The sequence below is a fragment of the Rhizobium sp. N731 genome, assembly GCF_001664145.1.
In the GTDB taxonomy this organism is placed as follows: domain Bacteria; phylum Pseudomonadota; class Alphaproteobacteria; order Rhizobiales; family Rhizobiaceae; genus Rhizobium; species Rhizobium esperanzae.
In genome coordinates, this window is record NZ_CP013605.1 from 439,542 (window position 1) to 459,210 (window position 19,669).

The following is a 19,669-nucleotide window of genomic DNA, read 5'->3' on the forward strand; positions in this document are numbered from 1 at the left end:
CCTGCAGAGATTGACGTCATGCGCAAATGACGGATCCCCCCTGCTGGAGTTTAGAAAATTGCTGAGAATTTTTTTCTTCGCTTCCCCTAAATCCGCCCAGGGATGGATCGTCATTCTACCAAATCAGCGCAGGCGCGGGCTTCATGCTCGCAGCATCAAAAGCCCTGCCGATCACGGAGAACATCATGGATTTCGACGCCGCCAAACAAAGGCGGGCTCTGCAGGCGCGCAGCTATGTCAGGCTTGCCCCCAATATCGTCCATCTCAACACCGTGTACGGGAATCACGAAGTCGCCCTCGAAGTCGAAGCCGGCATCGCCTCGCTGACCTTCTACGAGGGAAATCCCGTGCAATCGGCGGAGCTTCTCATGGCGGCCGCCGAAGCGGTGACGGCACAAGACCGCTCGATCAAATCGGTCGCTTTCGAAGGGACTCAGACAAGCCTTCCCCGGCACATTTCAGCGATCGATGGAAGGCTCGACTCCGCTATCCTCTGGCAATGGCCCTCGCTATGGCTGCCGCAGATGTCCTATCCGCTGCCGCCCGTGCAGGAGATGACTGCCGGCCGCTACCATCCGCGCCGGCCGGCAAAGCCCAAGGGCACGATCTACCAGCGCTTCATCCCGTGGCTGGAGCGGGATATCAGCTTCAGGGTGGCCGATCCCGAGATCGATCTTGCCGTCTTCCACCGCTGGATGAACGACGAGCAGGTCAATACGATCTGGGAGGATGCGGGCTCGATCGACAAGCACCGGGAGATCCTGGAAGAGAGGATCGCCGATCCGCATGTCCTGCCGCTGATCGGCAGTTTCGCCGACATTCCCTTCGGTTATTTCGAAGTCTACTGGGCCAAGGAGAACCGGCTCGGTCCCTATTACGATGCCGACGATTACGATCGCGGATGGCATGTGGCGATCGGCGAGCCCGATTATCGCGGCAAGAAATGGATCAGCGCGTGGCTTCCCTCGCTGATGCATTTCATCTTTCTGGACGATCCCCGCACCAGGCGCATCGTCGGCGAGCCGCGCGCCAGCCACGAGCAGCAGATCCGCAATCTCGACCGCTCGGGCTTCGCCAAGGTCAAGCATTTCGATTTTCCGCATAAGCGGGCGCTGCTCGTCATGCTGACGCGCGAGCGCTTCTTCGGCGATCATCTCTGGGTGCCGGCATCATGAACGATATGAGCGAGACGAGCGGCAACCTGCGGAAGCGGCGGCTTGCGCCGGAAGATCTTGCCAGCACGCAGTTGTTCAGGCTGCTGCTGCGGCTCGGGCTGCCCGCCATGTTCGGCCTGTCGATCAATGCCGCGCATCACACGATCAACATGGTCTTCGTCGGCATGATCGGCGAAGACCAGATCGCCGCCATCATGATCGTGCTGCCGGTCCTCATGCTCGTCGCCGCTTTCGGTGAAGGCATCGGCGTTGGTGTCGCGACCGAGGTCGGACGCGCGCTCGGCGCCGGCGACCGGTCGCGGGCGAGCACCCTTGCCTCGGTCAGCCTTGCCGCCGGCGTCGCCTTCGGCGCGGCAAGCGCGGTTGCGATCGTCGCCTTTCCCTCTGCCCTGCTGTTCGGCGCCACATCAGCGATCGAGCCGCTGGCGCAGCATTATCTCCTCATCATCGCGGTCTCGATACCGCTGACGATGGCGCAGATCATTCTCGATTTCCTGGCGATCGCCGAGGGCAATGCCCGCTTCAGCATGTGGACGCTGGTCGCCTGCTTCGCGCTGAACATCATCCTCGACCCGATCATGATCTTCGGTTTCGGCCTCGGCCTGCAGGGCGTGGCGATGGCAACCATCCTCTCTCAGCTCGTGGCGCTCTCAATCTACGGCGCCTACCACGCAAGACGGCTCGGGACGATCCGGCTGACGTTCTCCTGGCGCTTCGCCGATGTCAGGCACCTCAAGCCGGTCCTTGCTGTGGGCGCACCGACGACACTGACGAGCCTCGCAACGGCTGGCGCGATTGCCTTGATGCTTTCGGTCGCCGGCACCTATCACGGTGAAGACGGTATCGCTGGGGTCGGCATCGCCTTGCGGCTGCTTGCGGTCGGCGCACTGCCGGTCATCGGCATTTCGCTCGGGGCGCAGTCCATCCTGAGCTTTGCCTGGGGCCACGGGGATATATCCCGGGTTCTGGCGTCAGCCCGCATGCTTTCCGTGGTTACGAGCGTCCTCGGCGGCGTCTACGGGCTGGCAGCGACCATCTTTTCCGTGCGCCTTGCCGCGTTCTTCACCGACGAAGCTTCAGTGCTTACGATCGCCGGCCAGGCAATCATTGCAACCCATCTTCCGTTCCTGCTGTTCGGCCTGCGGCAGACCGTGCTGATCCTCTTCCAGGCTCAGGGCAGGCCGAAAGCCGCGCTTGCCGTCGGCCTGGCGCAGAACGGGTATCTTCTCTTTCCGCTGCTCGCGCTCCTGCCGCCCTTCTTCGGCTTTTCCGGCCTGCTCGCCGCCATGTTCCTGGCCTCGGCGCTGACCGGCCTGCTGTCATGCGTCTGCCTGGCGAGATCGCTCAGTGCGCTCCGGCAGCGCTCGGCCGACGATCTGACCGCTCTTCGCCCCATCCCAGCTTTTGTCCATGAGAGGATTATCATGAACCAGTCGTTCAGCCCCCGCGACCTTGGCGCCCATGCGGCCGCCGACGATCTCTTCACGCCCGTCGATCCGGCGGCATTCAACGCCGTCTCGCCGCCGATCTTCCAGACGTCGCTCTTCACCTATGACAGCTACGAGGCGATGGAGGATGTCTTCGCCGGCCGGACGCGCAACTTCATCTATTCGCGCGGCGACAATCCGACCGTCCGCGAATTCGAGCTTCTGGTCGGCCGCCTCGAGGGCGCCGAAGACGGCCGCGCCTTCTCCAGCGGAACGGCCGCCATCACAGCGACCATTCTCAGTCTGGTGGAAGCGGGCGACCGGGTCGTTGCCGTCCGCCACCTCTATAATGACGTCTACCGCCTTCTGGTGAAGCTGCTCGGCAGGCTCGGCGTCACCGTGGATTTCGTCGATCCTTCCGACCATGACGAGGTGCGCAAGGCGCTGCCGGGCGCCAAGCTGCTCTATCTGGAAAACCCATCGTCCTTCATCTTCGAGCTACAGGACATCGTGGCCCTGTCGGCCATGGCGAAAGAGGCCGGCGTCACGACCATCATCGACAATTCTTGGGCGACACCGCTCTTCCAGAAACCGATCCAGCATGGCGTCGATATCGTCATCCACGCCGCCTCGAAATATCTCGGCGGCCACAGCGATACGGTTGCCGGCGTCGTCGTCGGCACGAAGGAGGCTATCGCGAAGATCAACTCGACGTCCTATCCCTATGTCGGCGCCAAGCTTGCGCCCTTCGAGGCATGGCTGCTGCTGCGCGGCATGCGTACGCTGCGTGTGCGCCTCAAGGAGCATGAGCGCAGTGGGCTTCTGCTTGCCGATCGGTTGAAACAGCATCCCGACATCGCGCGCGTTCGCCATCCGGCCTTTCAGGATCATCCCGGACGGGCGACGCTCTCGGGTTACGCCGGGCTCTTCGCCTTCGACCTGACGCCCGATATCGATGTAGCGCGCTTCGTCAACGCGCTTCGCGAGATCCGCCTCGGGGTCAGCTGGGGAGGACCGGAAACGCTGGTCGTTCCGGCCAAGGTCGCGCTGCAGATCCCTGACCGGATGACCACCTTCATCCGGTTCGGCGTGAGCGAGCAGACGATCCGTTTTGCTGTTGGGCTGGAAGAACCGGAGTTGCTGTGGAGCGATTTGCAGCAGGCGCTGCACGCCGCGAAGCGGCAATAACCCGCAGGCGCTCGTGATCGGGGCGGCCGGGCGCGGCGATTGCCAGGTGGCAATGCTGCTCCGCCGCCTTGATCATGAAGTTGACGAGGGTTCTGGAGACGCCGAGTTCGGCTGCGATATCTTTCTGCGGCACGCCGTTCAGGCGATGGCGGATGAAGGCGTCGTTGGTGCGCTTCGGCAGCGCCTCTAGCGAGGCAAGTACATCTCGTAGGGTCTCTGCGGCGACCAGCTGATCGAGTACGGTGGGGATGGGCGCCGTCATTTCTTGAACCTGGTCGATCGACCTATAGTTGTTCACCTGCTGGCGTCGTCGGCGGCTCTCGTCGAGGGCGAGATTATACACCATCCGAAATGCGTAACCGATCGGGCAACGGATGTCGCCGGTTTTGACCCCGTAAGCTTTTATCACTCCATCCTGAAATATATCCTCAGAATATGATCTTGATTTGACAACGCTTTCAACCGTTTTGAGGAGCTTATCCTTGTTTTCGATCATGGCGTTGACCACGGCATTTCCGTTCACATCACGATGCGATGCTCGCATTGTCCTGTACCCTTTTTACAAATGGAAAATCAGGCTCTGTCGTTGCTGGTCGGTGCGGTCTTGGCATTCCTTTATCGCAGGAAGCTACACGATGTGATTGCAGTGTCTATTTTAAGGTGATAACAGGAGTCAAGTTTAAATCGACCGAACGAAGGCGAGAAAAAAATGGGACGAACAGTCGAGATTCTGACCGGCAAGGCGGAGCTCTGCCGATCGATCATGGGGGCTTTGCCGGAGTGGTTTTCGGAACCCGAAGTCATCGAGGCAAGCGCCGAGGCGGTCGAGGACCTGCCGGTGTTCGGCTATATCGAAGCGGACGTCGTTACCGCCTTGATCGCCTTGAAACCGCACCTGCCTGATGCCGTCGAGATCGCGCTCATTGCGACCCGGCCCGCATATCACGGCCGCGGCGCCGGGCGGCATCTCGTCGATGCGGCCGAACGTTTCGCCCATCAATCGGGCGCCCGGCTGCTGACGGTCAAGACGCTGGCGCCGCGCGGCCGCGACGAACCGCAATTCGAGGCGACGCGGCGCTTCTATGACCGGAACGGCTTCGTCAGAGCGGAGGTGTTTGCCAAGCTCCGGCATGAAGATCATCCGTGCCTATTCATGGTCAAGCCGCTCGCCGGAAATCAGCCGAGCGAGACCGCGCTTTGAGACGACGGGACTTTCTTCTGGGCGCGCTGGCGATAGCGGGCGCGCCCGTCATTGTGCACGCCGGCGATGACGGCGTCGTTTCGCTCGATTACGGATTGGCATCGACGATGCTGGCGCTCGGCAGCGTGCCGCGTGCGATCGCCTCGCTCAGGAACTGGTCGGAATGGGTTGTCGAGCCGTCTATGCCGCCAGGCGTCGTCGATGTCGGCACCACGTCGGAGATCAATCTCGAAGTCCTCACCAGCCTCCGGCCATCGCTGATCCTCAGCACGCTTTTCCTGGCGGCGCTGGATGAAAAGCTCTCCCGCATCGCGCCCGTGGAGACTTTCACCGTCTATGCCGAGAACGGCGATGCGCTCGACCGCTCCTACGCCGAAACGCTGCGTCTCGGCGCTATGATCGGGCGACAGCGGGAAGCGGAGGCGTTTCTCTCCCATGCCGATGCCACGTTCGAGCGGTTGCGCGAGCGGGTGAAAAGCGTGTCCGCACCGCCTGTCGCCGTCATCAATTTCATCGACCAAAGGCATGCGCGCATCTATAGCGGCCCCGGGCTTTACGGCGGCGCCATGAGACGCATCGGCCTGGAGAATGCCTGGAAGGGCGAGGCGAGCTACTGGGGATTTCAGACGATCGGCCTGGAGCAGCTCGCCGAACTCGATGAAGAAGGCCACCTCGTCGTCGTGTCGCCGCTGCTTCCGCCCGATGTCCTGACCCGGCTTTCCGAAAGCCCGCTCTGGACCAGCCTGCCCTTCGTCCGGCGGCAGCGGATCTCGGTCGTTCCAGGCGTCCTGATGTTTGGAATGGTCCAGGAAGCGCTGCGCTTTTCGACCCTGATGGTCGATGTTCTGGAGACTGCCGCCTGATGAAGCCTCAATATTCCCGCTTCGGCGCGCCGGCACTTGCGGCGCTGCTGCTGTTTTCAGGCATCAGCCTGGCGGTCCTCGATCTCCTGCCGGCGCTGCCGCATCTCGAAACGACAGGCGGTTACGACGCCCAGCACCTTCTGCTTGTCTATTCCACGCTGCCGCGCATGGCGACGGCGCTGATCGCGGGAGCCGCGCTCGCACTCTCGGGAACGATCCTGCAGCAGGTGCTGCGCAATCCGCTGGCCTCGCCGACGACACTCGGCGTCTCAGCCGGCGCCAATCTGGCGCTGGTATCCGTCATGCTCGCCTTTCCCTCGCTGGCGGGATGGGGCCGAGACGCGGTCGCACTGACGGGAAGTGCCGCTGCAGCCCTCGCGATCTTTTCGATCAGCGCCCGGCACGGTTTTTCGCCCTTTTCCCTCATCCTCTCGGGCATGATCATCGGCCTCTGGTGCGGGGCAGCGGCGGCGATCCTCATTCTTATGAACGATCAATATCTCTCGGGGATCTTCATCTGGGGCGCCGGATCGCTCTCGCAGCAAAGCTGGGCGATCCCGCTATCGCTGTTGCCGAAGGTCGCGCTGCTCGCCGCCCTTGCCCTTCTCGCCACACGGCCGCTGGCGCTGAGCCAGCTCGGCGATGCCGGCGCGACCAGCCTCGGCCTGCCGATCAAATGGGCGCGGGGCTTCATCCTGGCGATCGCGATTGCGCTGAGCACTCTCGTCACCAGCGCCGTCGGCGTCATCGGCTTCATCGGGCTGGTCGCCCCGCAGATCGTCCGGCTGGCCGGCGCCAGACGCATCCTCAGCCAGTTGATCTGGTCACCCATCGCCGGCGCCGGCCTTCTCCTCCTGACGGACGAGACCATTAAGCTTCTTGCTCCCGGTGATTTCGTGCCGACGGGGGCGGTGACGGCATTGCTCGGCGGGCCGATCCTGATTGCGCTTCTGCCACGCCTTGCGACAGCCTCACGCACGCTGCCCGCCATGACCTCCCCACGGCTCGCGGTCAGCAGCAAAGCGTCCCCCCTCGTCGTGCTGCTCGCCTCCGTTGTCGCACTGGCGATTGTCGCGATCTTCTTTGGCCGTGCACCCGACGGAAACTGGGCCTGGCTGCCCGCCGCCTCATGGGGCGAAACCCTCCCCCTCCGCCTGCCGCGAGTCGCCGCAGCGTTCGGTGCCGGAACGGTGCTCGGCGTGACGGGGCTGATCCTGCAGCGGCTGACCGGAAACGAAATGGCAAGCCCCGAGGTGCTCGGCGTATCGGCCGGGGCGACGCTCGGTGTCGCAGCCGCTATGTTCGCTTTTGCCGCGCCGGGGCTGACGGTCCAGCTTGCGTTTGCCGGCGGCGGAGCGCTCTGCGTACTGCTGTTGATCTTCCTCTTGAGCGCCCGTTCGGGCTTCGGTCCGAACCGCGTTCTTCTCGCTGGCATCGCCTTCGGCGCAATGCTCGACGCCGGGATCGGCGTCCTTGCCGCAAGCGGCGATCCCCGTGGCCTTGCGCTCATCCGCTGGATGGCGGGCTCGACCTATTTCGTCGACAATGCGGTTGCCGCAAGCGCCCTGTCGATTGCGCTGGCCTGCCTCATCGCCGCCTTTCTCGCCAGCCGATGGCTGGCGCTGCTGCAGCTCGGGCCGGAGGCAGCAGGCGAGCTCGGCCTCCGGATCGTCCCCACCCGCGCGGTGCTGTTCGGGCTCTCGGCGATCATGACGGCAGCCGCCACACTTGTTGTCGGCCCCTTAAGCTTCATCGGGTTGATGGCGCCGCACCTCGCCCACGGTCTCGGCCTTCGCCGGCCTTCCACCCAGCTTCTCGCCGCCGCCCTCATAGGCGCAACCCTGCTCGTCATCGCCGACTGGGCCGGCCGTATGCTCGCCTTCCCTTATCAAGTGCCGGCCGGCTTGATCTCGGCCCTGGTCGGAGCCCCGATGCTGCTGATCGTGCTGCGGCGGCGGGCATGACGAGCTGGCTTGGAGCTTAGCCGCGTCAAAGCTGCCCACGACAGAGATATGTCCGCGCCGACAGCCGAAAGCGAGGATTCTTAACGACGCCAGACCCGTTAATTGCCGGTCTGCAAAAGCTTCATTTTATCGCCATAGATTAGCAGTGCGCTGAGAACACCCGTTTCACAGGCACCTGTGTCCAGATTGATTTTATGCGGGTTACCAAGGGCGGCCTTGGCAATCGGTGTATGACCATGAATGACAGCCAGACCATTCTCATATGGTCCCTCCGAAGACAGCCAAGGCTCGCGAATCCATGCGAGCGTCTCGGCATCCTGACATTCTAGCGGCATGTGAGGGTCTAGGCCCGCATGAACGAAGAGCAGCTTTTCAAACTGCAGTTTCAGAGGCAAAGAGCACAGCCATCCCATAAGCTGCTCGCCCAGCTCCTTTGTCATCGCCTGTTCCCAGGGGCCAGTCGGATCGACACTCAATTCCTCAAAAAACTCTACTCCACCGTTCTTCAACCAGCGTTCCATCATCCCAGCATCTGACATTTCGAGCAGTTGAAGCAGGCGGTGTTCATGGTTACCCAAGAGCGTGTGGCTCTCAACGCCGGGAATACCGTCCATCGCCAGTTTCAGAGCACGTATGCTTTCCGGACCGCGATCAATCAGATCGCCCAAATGGATACAATGAGCGGCGTTTGGCGCGATCAGGTCAATTTCCCGGGCAAGCCCAAAATGAATCTCCGCCAGAAGCTCGGCGCATCCATGAACGTCTCCTATTGCACACACTGCAACATTCGGATCGATTTCGCGAATGGCGGGTAACCATTCGGAATGAGCAATGGCCATTTCGTGCTTCCTTGCCTGGTGTCTTTTGAAAGGCATACTAAAAGTCGCCAAGGTGGCAAGGCAATCGGACCGTCTGAGGGTCCTGAGCATCACAAATCTGACGCGGCTTGGTTGCCGGAGCGTTTCCCCGCTTTTCTCAAGTCCTGGAAACACCATGCTTCTCTCGCACCATGTGAGCTAACTTGTGCGCAGTTCTGATGAGGGTGCCTCAATGCCGCCCGTCCGGCAGCGGGCAGGCTTCCCCGCAGCCGCCGACGCCGGGCAGGTTATAGCGCAGGCAGCAGACTTTGCGGCGAGCAAATTCGAGGCCGCATTGCTGGCGCGCGATGCGGATCATGCCGAACATCGGATTGCGCCGGCCGCATGGCCATGCGGCTTCGTCAAGCAGCGCCAGACCGCCTTCGACGAGAGCGGGCTCGTGGCGGTGGGCGATCTCTTTCAGGATCCAGGAAAGATATGCCGCGGCATTGTTCCAGAGAAGCTTCGGCGCCACGCCTGCATTGGCCGCGATCGCCGCGATGATCGGTTCGGCATGGCCGAGCATCAGCCGGTGAAGCTCGGCAGCCGGATCGGCCGCAGCCTCCGGCCGATCGGACATCACGAATGCTTCCGGTTCACCTGTCTGCTCACTGCAGATCAGCGACAGCCGGTCCATCTCCAGCGGCAGCGCGATGCGGTTTACCAACATATGGACGGTCGGCGCGATCGTCAGCATGCTGAAATAATAGAGCGTCCACATGGAGACGATCGCGCGGCGGTCGCTGCCCGGGAATTTTTCGGAATAGCGCGCGATGATGCCGTCAAAGACGTCCCGGTCGCCAAGATCCCTGCAGGGAATGACAATCCCGGCCGGCGGCGGAGAGGCAAGCAGCTTCCCGCGGCAATAGGCGAACGGGCCATCGCCCACCAAGCCGTCGAGGTCGACGGCTTGGTGGGCGACAGGATGATCGGCGATCGAAGGGCGTGAGCCCGCCCCGTTCATCTCCGCCGCCATGGTGCTACCACCGATACTTCAGGGTGCCGGTCATGTTGCGACCCTGGCCGAGGTAGCAGAAGCCCTCGTTGCAAACGGTATCGCGTTCATCGGCGATGTTGCGGATATTGAAGGCCGCAGTCAGGCCTTCGTATTTCTTGTCGACCGCGCCGAAATCATAAGCGGCGGACGCGTCGATGTAGAAGCTCGAGGGGTTCTTTGACGTATTCGCCGTATCCGTCCAATTCTCGCTGACATAACGAACACCCGCGCCGACGGAAAGGCCATGGAAGGGGTTGGTTTCCTGGAACGTGTAGTTGGCCCAGAGGCTGGCGACATGCGAAGGTGTGAGGGCTGGCGTATTGCCCTCGTTTTCGCCGCCTCCCGTCACTTCTGAATGGTTGTAGGTGTAGGCCGCAATAAGATCCCAGCCATCGGCTACCGCCGCGCGGGCTTCCAGTTCGATACCCTTTCCGGTCACCTCACCGATCGATCCATAGGCAAACAACAGCGGGTCGACCAGCACCGGCTTGTTCTTTTCGACGATGTGATAGGCAACGGCCGACAGCAGGATGTCGGAGCCCGGCGGCTGGTATTTCACACCGACCTCGTACTGTTCACCCTCTGTCGGCGCCAGGATCTTGCCTGAGGTCGAACGGTTGGTCACCGGATCGAACGAGGTGGCGTAGGAGACGAAGGGAGCAATGCCGTTGTCGAAGAGATAGAGGGCACCGGCTTGCCAGGAGAAGGCGTTCTTATCGACCTCCTCCGAGCTGACCGCGGGCAAAGTCGCATCGCGCGTCTGGTTCACCCAGGTCTGCCGGCCGCCGAGGTTGAACCGCCAATTTCCGACCTCGATCTGGTCCAGCGCATAAATGCCGACCTGCCGCATGTCGGCGTCGGAAGCCAGGATGCTGTAGTCCGGCGTGGCGCCCGAGACACCATAGGTCGGATTGGCGATATCGAAGTCGAACGCCGGATCGGCAGCGCCGGCGCCGTAGCCAAAGCTCGACTGGAGATTGGTGTAGTCGAGCCCGAACAGCATCGTATGGGCCAACGGGCCCGTGTCGAACTTCGCTTCGAGCTGGTTGTCGACCTGGAAAACGTTCATTTCGTCGCGGATCGCATTTGTGCCACGATGCGCGACAGTCCCGGTCCAGCTGGTCACGCCGAGATAGCGAGCCTCCAGATCGAGATGCGAATAGCGCAGGTTCTGCCGGAAGGTCAGGCCGTAGTCGAATTCATGCTCGAACTGATAGCCGACCTGCTGCTGCTTGACCTTCTGGTAGTCGTAGTCGGGATCGCTCTCCCTGAGCTCGTGGATCTTCCCGTCCAAGGTCGTGATCGCGCCGACGTTGGAGTCGGTCTCGTCCGACTGCGCCAGACCGTACACCGTGAAGGTCGTGCCCTCGTCTGGCTTCCAGGTAAAGGACGGCGCCAGGAAGTAGCGGTCGTCGGCAATGTCGAAATTGGTGTCGCCCCGCCGGGCGAGGCCGACGATGCGGTAGAGGAAATCGTCGTTGTCTTCGCTGATCGGCCCACCGAAATCGAACATTCCCTGCACCCGATCCTTGGTGCCGTAGGTGATGCCGACTTCGCGGATCGGCTCCTCGGTCGGAAGCTTCGAGATCTTATTGACGAGGCCGCCCGGCGATCCCGCGCCATAGAGAACCGAAACCGGTCCTTTAATCACCTCGACGCGCTGCAGCTGATAGGGATCGGTTCGGAACATGCCGTAATTGATATAGGGCTGGCGCAGGCTGTCACGAAAGTCTCCGACGGTCGTGATGTTGAAGCCGCGAATGTAGATCTGGTCGAAACGCGGATCGAAGCCGTTCGGTCCGGTCGTCACGCCGGCCGTATAACGAACCGCCTCGATGACCGACTGCGCGCCGCGCTGCTCGATTTCCTTCTCGGTGGTGACCGAGATCGAACGCGGCGTCTCGACGAGCGGCGTGCTGATCTTGGTCGCACTCGCGCTGTTCTTGGCGGCGACCGACGTCCGGTCGGTCTTGCTATCAGAGGCTGCACCTTGAATGACGATCGGCTCCAGTGTCGTCGCGGTGTCACCTGCGGAGGCGCTCTGGGCGGCGGCCGGCGATGCTGCAATGCCGATCAGGACGATCGCGGTCGTCGCAAAAAGGCTGTCTCTGTAAATTCGCGATACATTATTAGAAACATTCAAAAAAACACGCGCCATTGCTTGGTCCCTACGTCACGGATGCGGGCGGAACCTATGGAGCGAAATAGAGCTTGTCAACATAAGGTGATTATTTTTGTCATCTTTTATTCGATGATCTGGCGGTGACGGCCGTTCGCGAAGAGGTTGCACGCAGCATCGACACTGGAACGCTGGCACGGGCACCTGCGATTCAGGCTCCCGCCGCGCCTCCTGTCGATTTCCGGATCCGTACGCAGTCGGCATAACATTCTCCCGCCCGGAGTAACGACCGAAGCAATACAGCATCAGGCGACCCTAGATTCTCTATCGATCTTGGTAGGGAGAGGAGTTTTCTATTGAGGCAAATAAAAAATCTGGTTTACTGCACTTCGCTTGTTGGCTTTCAGGGGGGATTTAGCCGATGGTGTGGACCCGCAGGAGTATTATGCTCGGTGGATTGGCGTTGCTTGGGACCGGCGCCGTCAGCAAACCGGCAGCCGCCGCGGCAGCTTCTTATTTCGACGGCCCAGCCATCGACAACGGCGTGACGTTTCGCAGCACCAATTTCGCCAAAATCGACAGGCGCTGGCATCGCCAGGTCGTCAAATATTTCAGCAGCGAGCCGATCGGCACCGTTGTCGTCGATACAAGGCACCATTTTCTCTATCTGATCATGGAGAACAAGACCGCCATCCGTTATGGCGTCGGGGTCGGCCGCGAAGGCTTCAAATGGTTTGGCCGCGCCACCATCGACGCCAAATCGCTCTGGCCGCGTTGGACGCCGCCGCCGGAGATGCGCAAGCGCCATCCCGAACTGCCGGAATTCGTCGCGGGTGGCTCACCGAAGAACCCGCTTGGCCCCCGCGCCATGTATCTGCATCGCGACGGCGTCGACACCGGCTATCGATTCCACGGCACGCTGGAGCCATGGAGCATCGGCAAAGATGCCTCCAGCGGCTGTATCCGCATGTTCAATGAAGACGCCATCGATCTTTATCAGCGCTGCCCCATCGGCACTGCTGTACAGGTTCTGCCGCATATTGCCGACCAGGCTGAGGGCGCCACGCAGGTTAGCGAAACAACTCCGGTCGAATGAGGAATATCACCCCTATGTCTGCGATGATCGGATACACCAAGCGCCTTGCCGGCGCAGCCATGCTCTTGGCGCTCGCCGCCTGCTCCACCACCGAGGTCGCCTCCCTGGAAGAACCCGCCGCGGTGCCGATGACCGGCCAGACCAACGACCCCGCCCCCGGCTTCGAGAATGTCGCGCTGGGCAGCGAGGAGGATTTCATTCTTAATGTCGGCCGACGGATCTACTTCAAGCAGGACTCCGCCGCGCTCGATTCCGTCGCCATGGCCACTCTGGATAATCAGGCGGCCTGGCTCAACAAGAACCCGACCTGGCTGCTCAAGCTTCAGGGCTTTGCCGACGACTCCGGCTCCGCCTCCAAAATGCAGACGCTCTCGCAGAAACGGGCCGATGCGGCGATGGCCTATCTGGCCTCGAAGGGCGTGGACCCCAAGCGCATGTGGGCCAAGGGCTACGGCAGCGACCGCGAAGTCCGCGACTGCACAGAGCGCTCCTGCAAGGTGCAGAACCGGCGCGTTGTCACCAATCTGCGCACCCAGCCTGATGCAGTCTGATTGCAGGTGGACCTGCAGGAGGGCCGAACGGAGGGCCAAGCTTGTTAGGCCGGGATTTGCGGCAAGAGAGTTCGAGGGGAGAACAAACTCAGTCCACCTCGTTCGTGCACAAGGGCCGGCCACATGGCGCCGGCCCCGATTGACATGGAAGCCCTGTTCAGGATCGCGCTTCAGAAACCGCGTCCGCGCTGCGGAGCTTGCCTAACGATTTCGAAAACAGAGACTTTGCCGCGTTTTTTGCGCTGCTTCCGCGACGTTTCCTGATCTCTACGATGAACGGCTTTATCCGGGACTTCATGGAGAGGCTCTCCTTAAGCCACCTGACGCTCGGATTCGATCTGAAGAGGCGCCTGCTGAAAGGAGCCGTCACCGATAACGATCTTGCGCGGTTTCATGGCTTCGGGCACTTCACGCTTCAGCGCAATCGAGAGAATACCATGCCTCAGCGAGGCATTCTCGACCCTGACGTGATCGGCGAGTTCGAAGCGCCGTTCAAATGCGCGCCCGGCGATGCCGCGATGCAGATATTCGCCGTCCTTTCCGTCGGCCGCCTTTTGCCCCTTCACCAGAAGAACGTTCCGCTCCTGGGTGATGTCGAGGTCGCCTTCGGCGAAGCCGGCCACTGCCATCTGGATGCGATAGTCGTCTTCGCCCGTCTTGACGATGTCGTAGGGCGGCCAGGCATCAATCGCCTGCAGGCGCTGCGCATTGTTCAGGAGATTGAAGACACGGTCGAAGCCGATGCTGGACCGATAAAGGGGGGCGAAGTCAAGTTCGTTTCTCATAGCCATATCCTCCGTAAAGCAACATGGGATGGAGACGCGTCGCAAACCTGCGTCTCCGCACTACTCATCGGCCCGCTTTTGCGCTGCCGACGAAAATGATCTGGTTTCGCACGATTTTCGATTCAAGAGGAGAATCTAAAATTTCAGCCTGCTTCATCCGGCAGGCCGGAAAAGCTCTTGAGCACTGTTTTCATTCACCTAAATCGATGACGCCTGACCGTTTCGACGTGGGTCATGCGATCGACGGTGGCAGCACGTAGCCGGCTGGCGACGGCAGGTGGATCACGGATCTTGTGTCGGCGGCATTCGCCGCCAGGACCAGCTGATAACCACCCGGTTCGGCCCGGAAGGCGCCGGCCTCGATATCGAAATAGGCCAGATCGCGCGGCAGAAGCTTCATGACGGCCGTGCCTGTTTCGCCGGGTTGCAGCGACAGCTTTGCGAAGGCGCGCAGTTCCTTGTCCGGCCGTTCCACTTTGGCTAACGGCGAGCGCACATAGAGCTGAACCAGCTCCGAGCCTGGCCGGTCGCCTGTATTGGTGACGTCAATGCTGACGGTTATGCCTTCAGGATCCATTTCTCCTGCGGAGAGTCGCGGTTCGCCCCAACGGAAGCGGGTATAGCTAAGGCCGAAGCCGAAGGGGAAGAGAGGTTCGACGGCGCTGATATCGTGATGGCGGTAGCCGACGAAGACGCCTTCGGCATAGTGCACATGCCCGTCCTTACCGGGATAAACGGCAGGATCGCCTGTGATGGCGGAATTGTCGGCAAGCGCTTTCGGGAAGGTCTGCGGCAGGCGGCCGCCCGGCTCGGCGTCGCCGAACAACACGTCGGCGACGGCGTTACCGACTTCCTGGCCGGGATACCACATCTGCAGCACGGCGCGGACCTTGCCGAGCCAAGGCATCTCAATGGGACCGCCGGTCTGCAGCACGACGACGGTGTTGGCGTTGGCGGCGGCGACCTTCTCGATCAGCTCCTCCTGCCGGCCCGGCAGCCGCATGTCGGGCAAATCAAGTCCCTCCGTGTCCCACTCGCCGTCGCGGCCGACGAAGAGCAGCGCCACGTCGGCATTGCGGGCGCTTTCGACGGCGGCCTCGATATCGGCGTCGCCGAGCGGCTTTTCGACACCGAAGCGGATGGCGATAAGGTTGATGCCCTCCTCGCTCGCCATGGCCGGTTCATATTCGACAGCGATTTCGTAGGACCGGCCCGCTTCCAGGCTCACCCCGCCGCGCTGTTCGTCATTGGCGGTGCCGAAATAATTCTCGCCGCGCGTCCAGCCCTCATGGCCGTCGACGGTCAATCGGCCGTCGACGAAGAGTCGCGCCAGCCCTGCATTGGTCATGCCGAAGATATGTTCGCCACTCTCCTCCGGCGCATATTGCATCACCATGCGGGCCGAGAAATCGGCGGGGTCGAGTTCGCCCGACGGCAGCTCAAACCAGAAGAACTCGCCCTTGTCGACGGTCTCCACATGAAGCGGATCGCCCTTGCAGCCGCGCCCCTTGAAATATTCGACGGTGATCTTTCCCTTGAACACGTCGATCAGGCGGTTGTGGCGGCAGCCGACGGCATGGCTGACGCTGTTGGCATTGGAAAGAGCCGCGCGAATGCCTTCGAGCGGGCTCACCGTATAATGCGCCGCGATCTGCGCGCTGCCGCCGCCCATGACGCGAGCGGTGACGGCATTCGGTCCGATGACGGCGATCCGGTCGAGCGACGTCTTGGCAAGCGGCAGCATGCCGTCGTTCTTGAGGAGCACCGCGCCTTCGGCGCCGAGACGCCGGATCAGCGCCCGATCTTCCGGCAAGTCAACCGCCCGCTCCGTAAGATCGGGTTTGCTCCTAAATGCGCCGACCCGCTCGAGCAGCAGCAACATGCGTCGTGCTGCCGCACGCACCGTCGCTGCTTCCACCTTGCCCTCGCGCACGGCTGCAACCAATTTCTCGCCGCGGTCGCGCGCCGGGCCGGGCATTTCGAGATCGAGGCCGGCATTGATCGTCTCGGCTGTCGAATGCGAGCCGAACCAATCGGACATGACGATGCCGTCGAAGCCCCATTCCTCACGCAGTACCTTGGTCAGCAGCCAGTGATGCTCGCTCGTATAGGTGCCATTGAGGCGGTTATAGGAGGACATGACGGCCATCACGCCGGCGCGGCGCACCGCCTGCTCGAAGGGCGGAAGGTAGATTTCGCGCAGCGTCCGCTCGTCGATGTCTGACGATATGGTCTGCCGCTCGATCTCGGATTCATTGCCGGCGAAGTGTTTGATCGTTGCGGCAACACCCTCACTCTGCACGCCCTCGATATAAGCGACGGCGAGTTCTGATGTCAGCATCGGATCTTCGGAATAACATTCGAAATTGCGGCCGTTGAGACCGGAGCGGTGGATATTCACTGTCGGCGCGAGCAGCACGGCCGCTCCCTTGCTCTTGGCCTGGCGCGCAAGGGAAGCGCCCATCTGCCTGAGGAGATCCGGATTCCAGCTGGCGCCGAGCGCGATGGCCACGGGAAAGCAGGTCGCCTTGACGCCGGCGACCAGCGAGCCCGCGCCGCGGGCGCCGTTCGGCCCGTCCGTCACCTTGATCTTCGGCACGCCGAGACGCTCGACGGGCACGGTCGTCCAGAAATCGGCGCCCGACAGCAAGGAGACCTGCTCTTCGAGCGTCATCCTGTCGAGAATGGAATCGATCATGCGAACCTCCCCAAAAGACCGCGAGCATCGCGCCTGTTAAACCTACCGATTACTCGGTATTTTTAAGATGTCAAGCTGACGGACCTGATGTAGGAAGGAAGCAGAGGAGATATCGGCCGGAGCATTGCGGAACGGCGTATTGCATTTAAAAGAGGCCGACGGGAGAAACGATGGCAGAGCAGAAGGTGGAACAGGACGAGAAGCGACGGCGCCGTTCGCGCAAGGGAGAAGAGCGCCGCGCAGAGATCCTGGCGGCGGCGATGCGGCGCTTTGCCGAAGACGGCTACCAGAATGCCGCGATCGGCGATATCGCCCGGGATGTCGGCCTGTCGCTGCCCGGCCTGTTGCACCATTTTCCGACCAAGGTCGATCTGCTGCTCGCCATCCTCGCCAAGCGCGACCTCGATAGCGCCGATTTTATCGGGCATTATCGCTCCGATCTCCGCGGCCTGCTGAAAGGCATGGTCGAAATCTTTCGCCGCAATGCCGGAATGATCGAGGTCATCCGAGCCTTCGCCATTCTGAATGCCGAGAGCCTGATGAAGGACCACCCCGCCAAGGCGTGGTTTCTCGCTCGCACCACGGAGATGCAGAACGATATCGCCGCGACCTTCGAGCGGGCGATCGCCGATGGCTCGATCGACAAAGGGATCGACAGCAAGGCCACCGCCGCCGAGTTGATCGCCGTGATGGACGGTCTGCAGATGCTGTGGCTGCGTGATCCCGATCGCTTCGATATGGTCGGCGGCCTGGAAGCTTATGTGGGCCGCCTGCTGGCGAGCCTCGGCCTCGAGGGCTGAATTCCCTCTTCATCGAAGCGCGTGAGCCAACTGATGATGCGGCTGACGGGTTCGTAATATCTCTGCCCGACCAGCAAGCCGGTATGCGTCGTGCCCCAGAGACCAAGATACTCGCCGCCGATGTGCCGCGCCATCGCCTGCCCTCGCCGGTCGGCGACTTCGTCATTGACAGCCGAGATGACCAGGCTGGGGCAGGTGATCTTGCCGCCGTCGACGGAAATCCCCTCGGCTCCAAAATGAAAGGAAAAGGCACCGAAGGCTCTGGCGGATTCCATGGACAGGTATTTCCGCTGGAAGGCGATATCGTCGGGAGTTTCGTCGGGGCTGGATTGCTCGTCACGCACCGGCGCGGGAATAATGACGCCAGGTATCTTAGGCGCAAGATCCTGGTAAGGCACCTCGTCATGCACCTGCCTGGAGATGCTGGAATCGATCAGCACCAGCCCGGCAATGCCAACGCTTTCCGCCAGTTTCTGGCTGAGAATTCCGCCCATGCTGAAGCCGATTACGGCAGGAGCGGCAGCACGTTGCTCGGCGATAGCGGAAATAGCCTCACGAACGTCGTCCAGATAGTGCTCGAATTCGACCGTCGTAAAATCCACCGACCGGCTTTTGTAATGACCTCGCAGATTGATGCAGTAGGAGTCCCATCCCGCCGCCATGAAGTGCGGAATATATTTGCTCCACATCCAGCTGCCGGTGAAGGCGCCATGAATGAAAAGCAGGGGCGGTCGATCGGCCTCATCCAGGCGGTTGTTCCCAGGAAAGATTTCCAGGAACAGGTCGTTCTCGCCAATGTATCTTGTCCTGTGCTCCGGTAATTCTTTCGCGTAGTCCCGCATGCCATCCACTCCTTGATCTCGGCAGGCCCATCCTTCCAGCTTTCGAGACAAAGGATATTTGTTACGCAATGTTGATCAATTCCGGTGCGTGGAATTACATAAAGGACAAAATATCTCCAATGGGATTTTGCCATGGATAGTCTCGCGAGCGTCTTCGCCTTCGTTCATGCGGCCGAACAGCAGAGTTATGTCGCAGCCGCGCGCATTGCCGGCGTCTCGCCGTCTGCGATTGGAAAGGCGGTGGCGCGTCTGGAAAGCCGGCTCGGCGTGCGGCTCTTCAACCGAACGACCCGCAGCATCAGCCTGACCGAGGAAGGGGCTGTTCTCTACGAGCGCTACAAACGCATCATCGACGATATGCAGGACGTAGAGGCAACCCTGTCGAAAAGCCGGGAAAGCCCGAGGGGGCGCCTGCGCGTCAGCGTCCCACATATCGTCGGGCATCATCTGCTGATGCCGATGCTGCCGGCCTTTGCCGAGCGCTTCCCGGAGATCGAGCTGGATGTGGATTTCGAAGATAGGGTCATAGACCTGGTTGCGGAAGGTCTGGATGTCGTGGTGCGCAGCGGCGAACTTGCCGATGCGCGGCTGATCGCCCGCCATCTCAGCGATCAGCATTTCGTCGTGTGCGGCAGTCCCGATTATTTCGAGCGCCGTGGACGGCCTGAGACGCCGGGCGATCTCTTCAGGCATGCCTGCATTCACTTCAAATATCCATCCAGCGGTCGCGTCGCGCCCTGGGCCTTCAGCGCGCCGTACGAGCGACTGCTTCTGCCGAAAAGCCTAACATTCAACAACACGGATGCAGGGCTGCGGGCAGCACGGGATGGTTTGGGCCTCGCCCACCTGCCCGTCCATGTCGCGGCATCGCACATGCGAGCGGGAAGCCTGATCCCCGTCCTCACCTCCTTCATGGTGCCCTTCGGTTCACTCTCGCTTGTCTGGCCGTCCAATCGCCAGCTTTCGCGCAAAGTCCGCGCTTTCGTGGATTTCGTCGTCGAGAACTGTGCCGCCCGAGCCGACGCTTTTCGACCGGCAGCCAGCCTGTCGCGCTGATCCGCTGGCGCGCCATATCCGAAGCGGGTGCACCTTCCCTACTCACAAAG

16 protein-coding genes and 1 pseudogene are annotated in these 19,669 nt (G+C 61.6%); 10 read left to right on the forward strand and 7 right to left on the reverse strand.

The features are described from left to right. The first annotated feature begins 185 nt into the window (after positions 1–185). The 3 genes and pseudogenes from AMK02_RS27285 to AMK02_RS32420 all read left to right on the forward strand — a co-directional run bounded on the left by AMK02_RS27285 (position 186) and on the right by AMK02_RS32420 (position 3,790). A complete protein-coding gene (locus AMK02_RS27285; protein ID WP_189637045.1) occupies positions 186–1,175 on the forward strand; it encodes a GNAT family N-acetyltransferase in 990 nt (329 codons plus the stop codon). After that, positions 1,172–2,589, forward strand: a pseudogene (locus tag AMK02_RS32415) (MATE family efflux transporter). Before AMK02_RS27285 ends, AMK02_RS32415 begins: the two are co-directional and overlap by 4 nt. 10 nt (positions 2,590–2,599) lie before the next feature. Further along, complete coding sequence (locus tag AMK02_RS32420; protein ID WP_064808004.1) at positions 2,600–3,790, forward strand: PLP-dependent transferase; 1,191 nt, start codon at positions 2,600–2,602, stop codon at positions 3,788–3,790. On the opposite strand, the gene AMK02_RS30890 is transcribed toward AMK02_RS32420, so the two are convergent. Next, the gene (locus tag AMK02_RS30890) at positions 3,678–4,334 is read right to left on the reverse strand and encodes a sigma-70 family RNA polymerase sigma factor (protein WP_082929725.1); all 657 of its coding nucleotides are present in this window, start codon (positions 4,332–4,334) and stop codon (positions 3,678–3,680) included. The genes AMK02_RS32420 and AMK02_RS30890 overlap by 113 nt on opposite strands. 165 nt (positions 4,335–4,499) lie before the next feature. On the opposite strand from AMK02_RS30890, the gene AMK02_RS27300 reads away from it, so the two are divergent. Genes AMK02_RS27300 through fhuB form a run of 3 tightly spaced genes read left to right on the forward strand, consistent with a single transcriptional unit; the run spans position 4,500 to position 7,818 of the window. Next, complete coding sequence (locus AMK02_RS27300) at positions 4,500–4,991, forward strand: GNAT family N-acetyltransferase (RefSeq protein WP_064807867.1); 492 nt, start codon at positions 4,500–4,502, stop codon at positions 4,989–4,991. Between the two features lie 32 nt (positions 4,992–5,023). Beyond that, positions 5,024–5,854 (forward strand): iron-siderophore ABC transporter substrate-binding protein, encoded by an 831-nt coding sequence (locus AMK02_RS27305; protein WP_064808005.1) that lies wholly within the window; start codon positions 5,024–5,026, stop codon positions 5,852–5,854. Beyond that, positions 5,854–7,818 (forward strand): Fe(3+)-hydroxamate ABC transporter permease FhuB, encoded by a 1,965-nt coding sequence (gene fhuB, locus AMK02_RS27310; RefSeq protein WP_064807868.1) that lies wholly within the window; start codon positions 5,854–5,856, stop codon positions 7,816–7,818. The genes AMK02_RS27305 and fhuB overlap by 1 nt, the downstream gene beginning before the upstream one ends. Positions 7,819–7,916: 98 nt before the next feature. Here fhuB and AMK02_RS27315 read toward each other — a convergent pair whose 3' ends face one another. The 3 genes from AMK02_RS27315 to AMK02_RS27325 form a co-directional block, all read right to left on the reverse strand. Then, positions 7,917–8,657 (reverse strand): metallophosphoesterase, encoded by a 741-nt coding sequence (locus AMK02_RS27315; RefSeq protein ID WP_064808007.1) that lies wholly within the window; start codon positions 8,655–8,657, stop codon positions 7,917–7,919. Between the two features lie 208 nt (positions 8,658–8,865). Continuing rightward, the gene (gene fhuF / locus AMK02_RS27320; protein WP_064807870.1) at positions 8,866–9,651 is read right to left on the reverse strand and encodes a siderophore-iron reductase FhuF; all 786 of its coding nucleotides are present in this window, start codon (positions 9,649–9,651) and stop codon (positions 8,866–8,868) included. A 4-nt stretch (positions 9,652–9,655) separates the two neighbouring features. Next, positions 9,656–11,830, reverse strand: coding sequence for a TonB-dependent siderophore receptor (locus AMK02_RS27325; RefSeq protein WP_064807872.1), 2,175 nt, complete (start codon positions 11,828–11,830; stop codon positions 9,656–9,658). A 382-nt stretch (positions 11,831–12,212) separates the two neighbouring features. Between AMK02_RS27325 and AMK02_RS27330 the strand changes: the two genes are divergently transcribed. Both AMK02_RS27330 and AMK02_RS27335 read left to right on the forward strand, forming a co-directional pair. Continuing rightward, positions 12,213–12,887 (forward strand): L,D-transpeptidase, encoded by a 675-nt coding sequence (locus tag AMK02_RS27330; RefSeq protein WP_064807874.1) that lies wholly within the window; start codon positions 12,213–12,215, stop codon positions 12,885–12,887. A 14-nt stretch (positions 12,888–12,901) separates the two neighbouring features. Continuing rightward, positions 12,902–13,438, forward strand: a complete 537-nt coding sequence (locus AMK02_RS27335; protein ID WP_064807876.1) for an OmpA family protein — start codon at positions 12,902–12,904, stop codon at positions 13,436–13,438. A gap of 311 nt (positions 13,439–13,749) precedes the next feature. On the opposite strand, the gene AMK02_RS27340 is transcribed toward AMK02_RS27335, so the two are convergent. Next, on the reverse strand, positions 13,750–14,223 hold the full coding sequence (locus AMK02_RS27340) for an Hsp20 family protein (protein WP_064807878.1): 474 nt from the start codon (positions 14,221–14,223) through the stop codon (positions 13,750–13,752). Positions 14,224–14,455: 232 nt separating this feature from the next. Beyond that, positions 14,456–16,921, reverse strand: a complete 2,466-nt coding sequence (locus tag AMK02_RS27345) for a beta-glucosidase (protein ID WP_064807880.1) — start codon at positions 16,919–16,921, stop codon at positions 14,456–14,458. A 170-nt stretch (positions 16,922–17,091) separates the two neighbouring features. Here AMK02_RS27345 and AMK02_RS27350 point away from each other — a divergent pair, with 170 nt between their 5' ends. Beyond that, entirely contained in the window at positions 17,092–17,721 is a 630-nt protein-coding gene (locus AMK02_RS27350) for a TetR/AcrR family transcriptional regulator (protein WP_064807882.1), read from the forward strand. Here the strand turns inward: AMK02_RS27350 and AMK02_RS27355 are convergent. Continuing rightward, positions 17,679–18,563, reverse strand: a complete 885-nt coding sequence (locus tag AMK02_RS27355; protein ID WP_064807883.1) for an alpha/beta hydrolase — start codon at positions 18,561–18,563, stop codon at positions 17,679–17,681. The genes AMK02_RS27350 and AMK02_RS27355 overlap by 43 nt on opposite strands. Before the next feature lie 132 nt (positions 18,564–18,695). On the opposite strand from AMK02_RS27355, the gene AMK02_RS27360 reads away from it, so the two are divergent. After that, positions 18,696–19,619 carry a LysR family transcriptional regulator gene (locus tag AMK02_RS27360; RefSeq protein WP_064807885.1) on the forward strand — a complete coding sequence of 308 codons (924 nt, stop codon included), beginning with the start codon at positions 18,696–18,698 and terminating at the stop codon, positions 19,617–19,619. Positions 19,620–19,669: the final 50 nt, after the last annotated feature.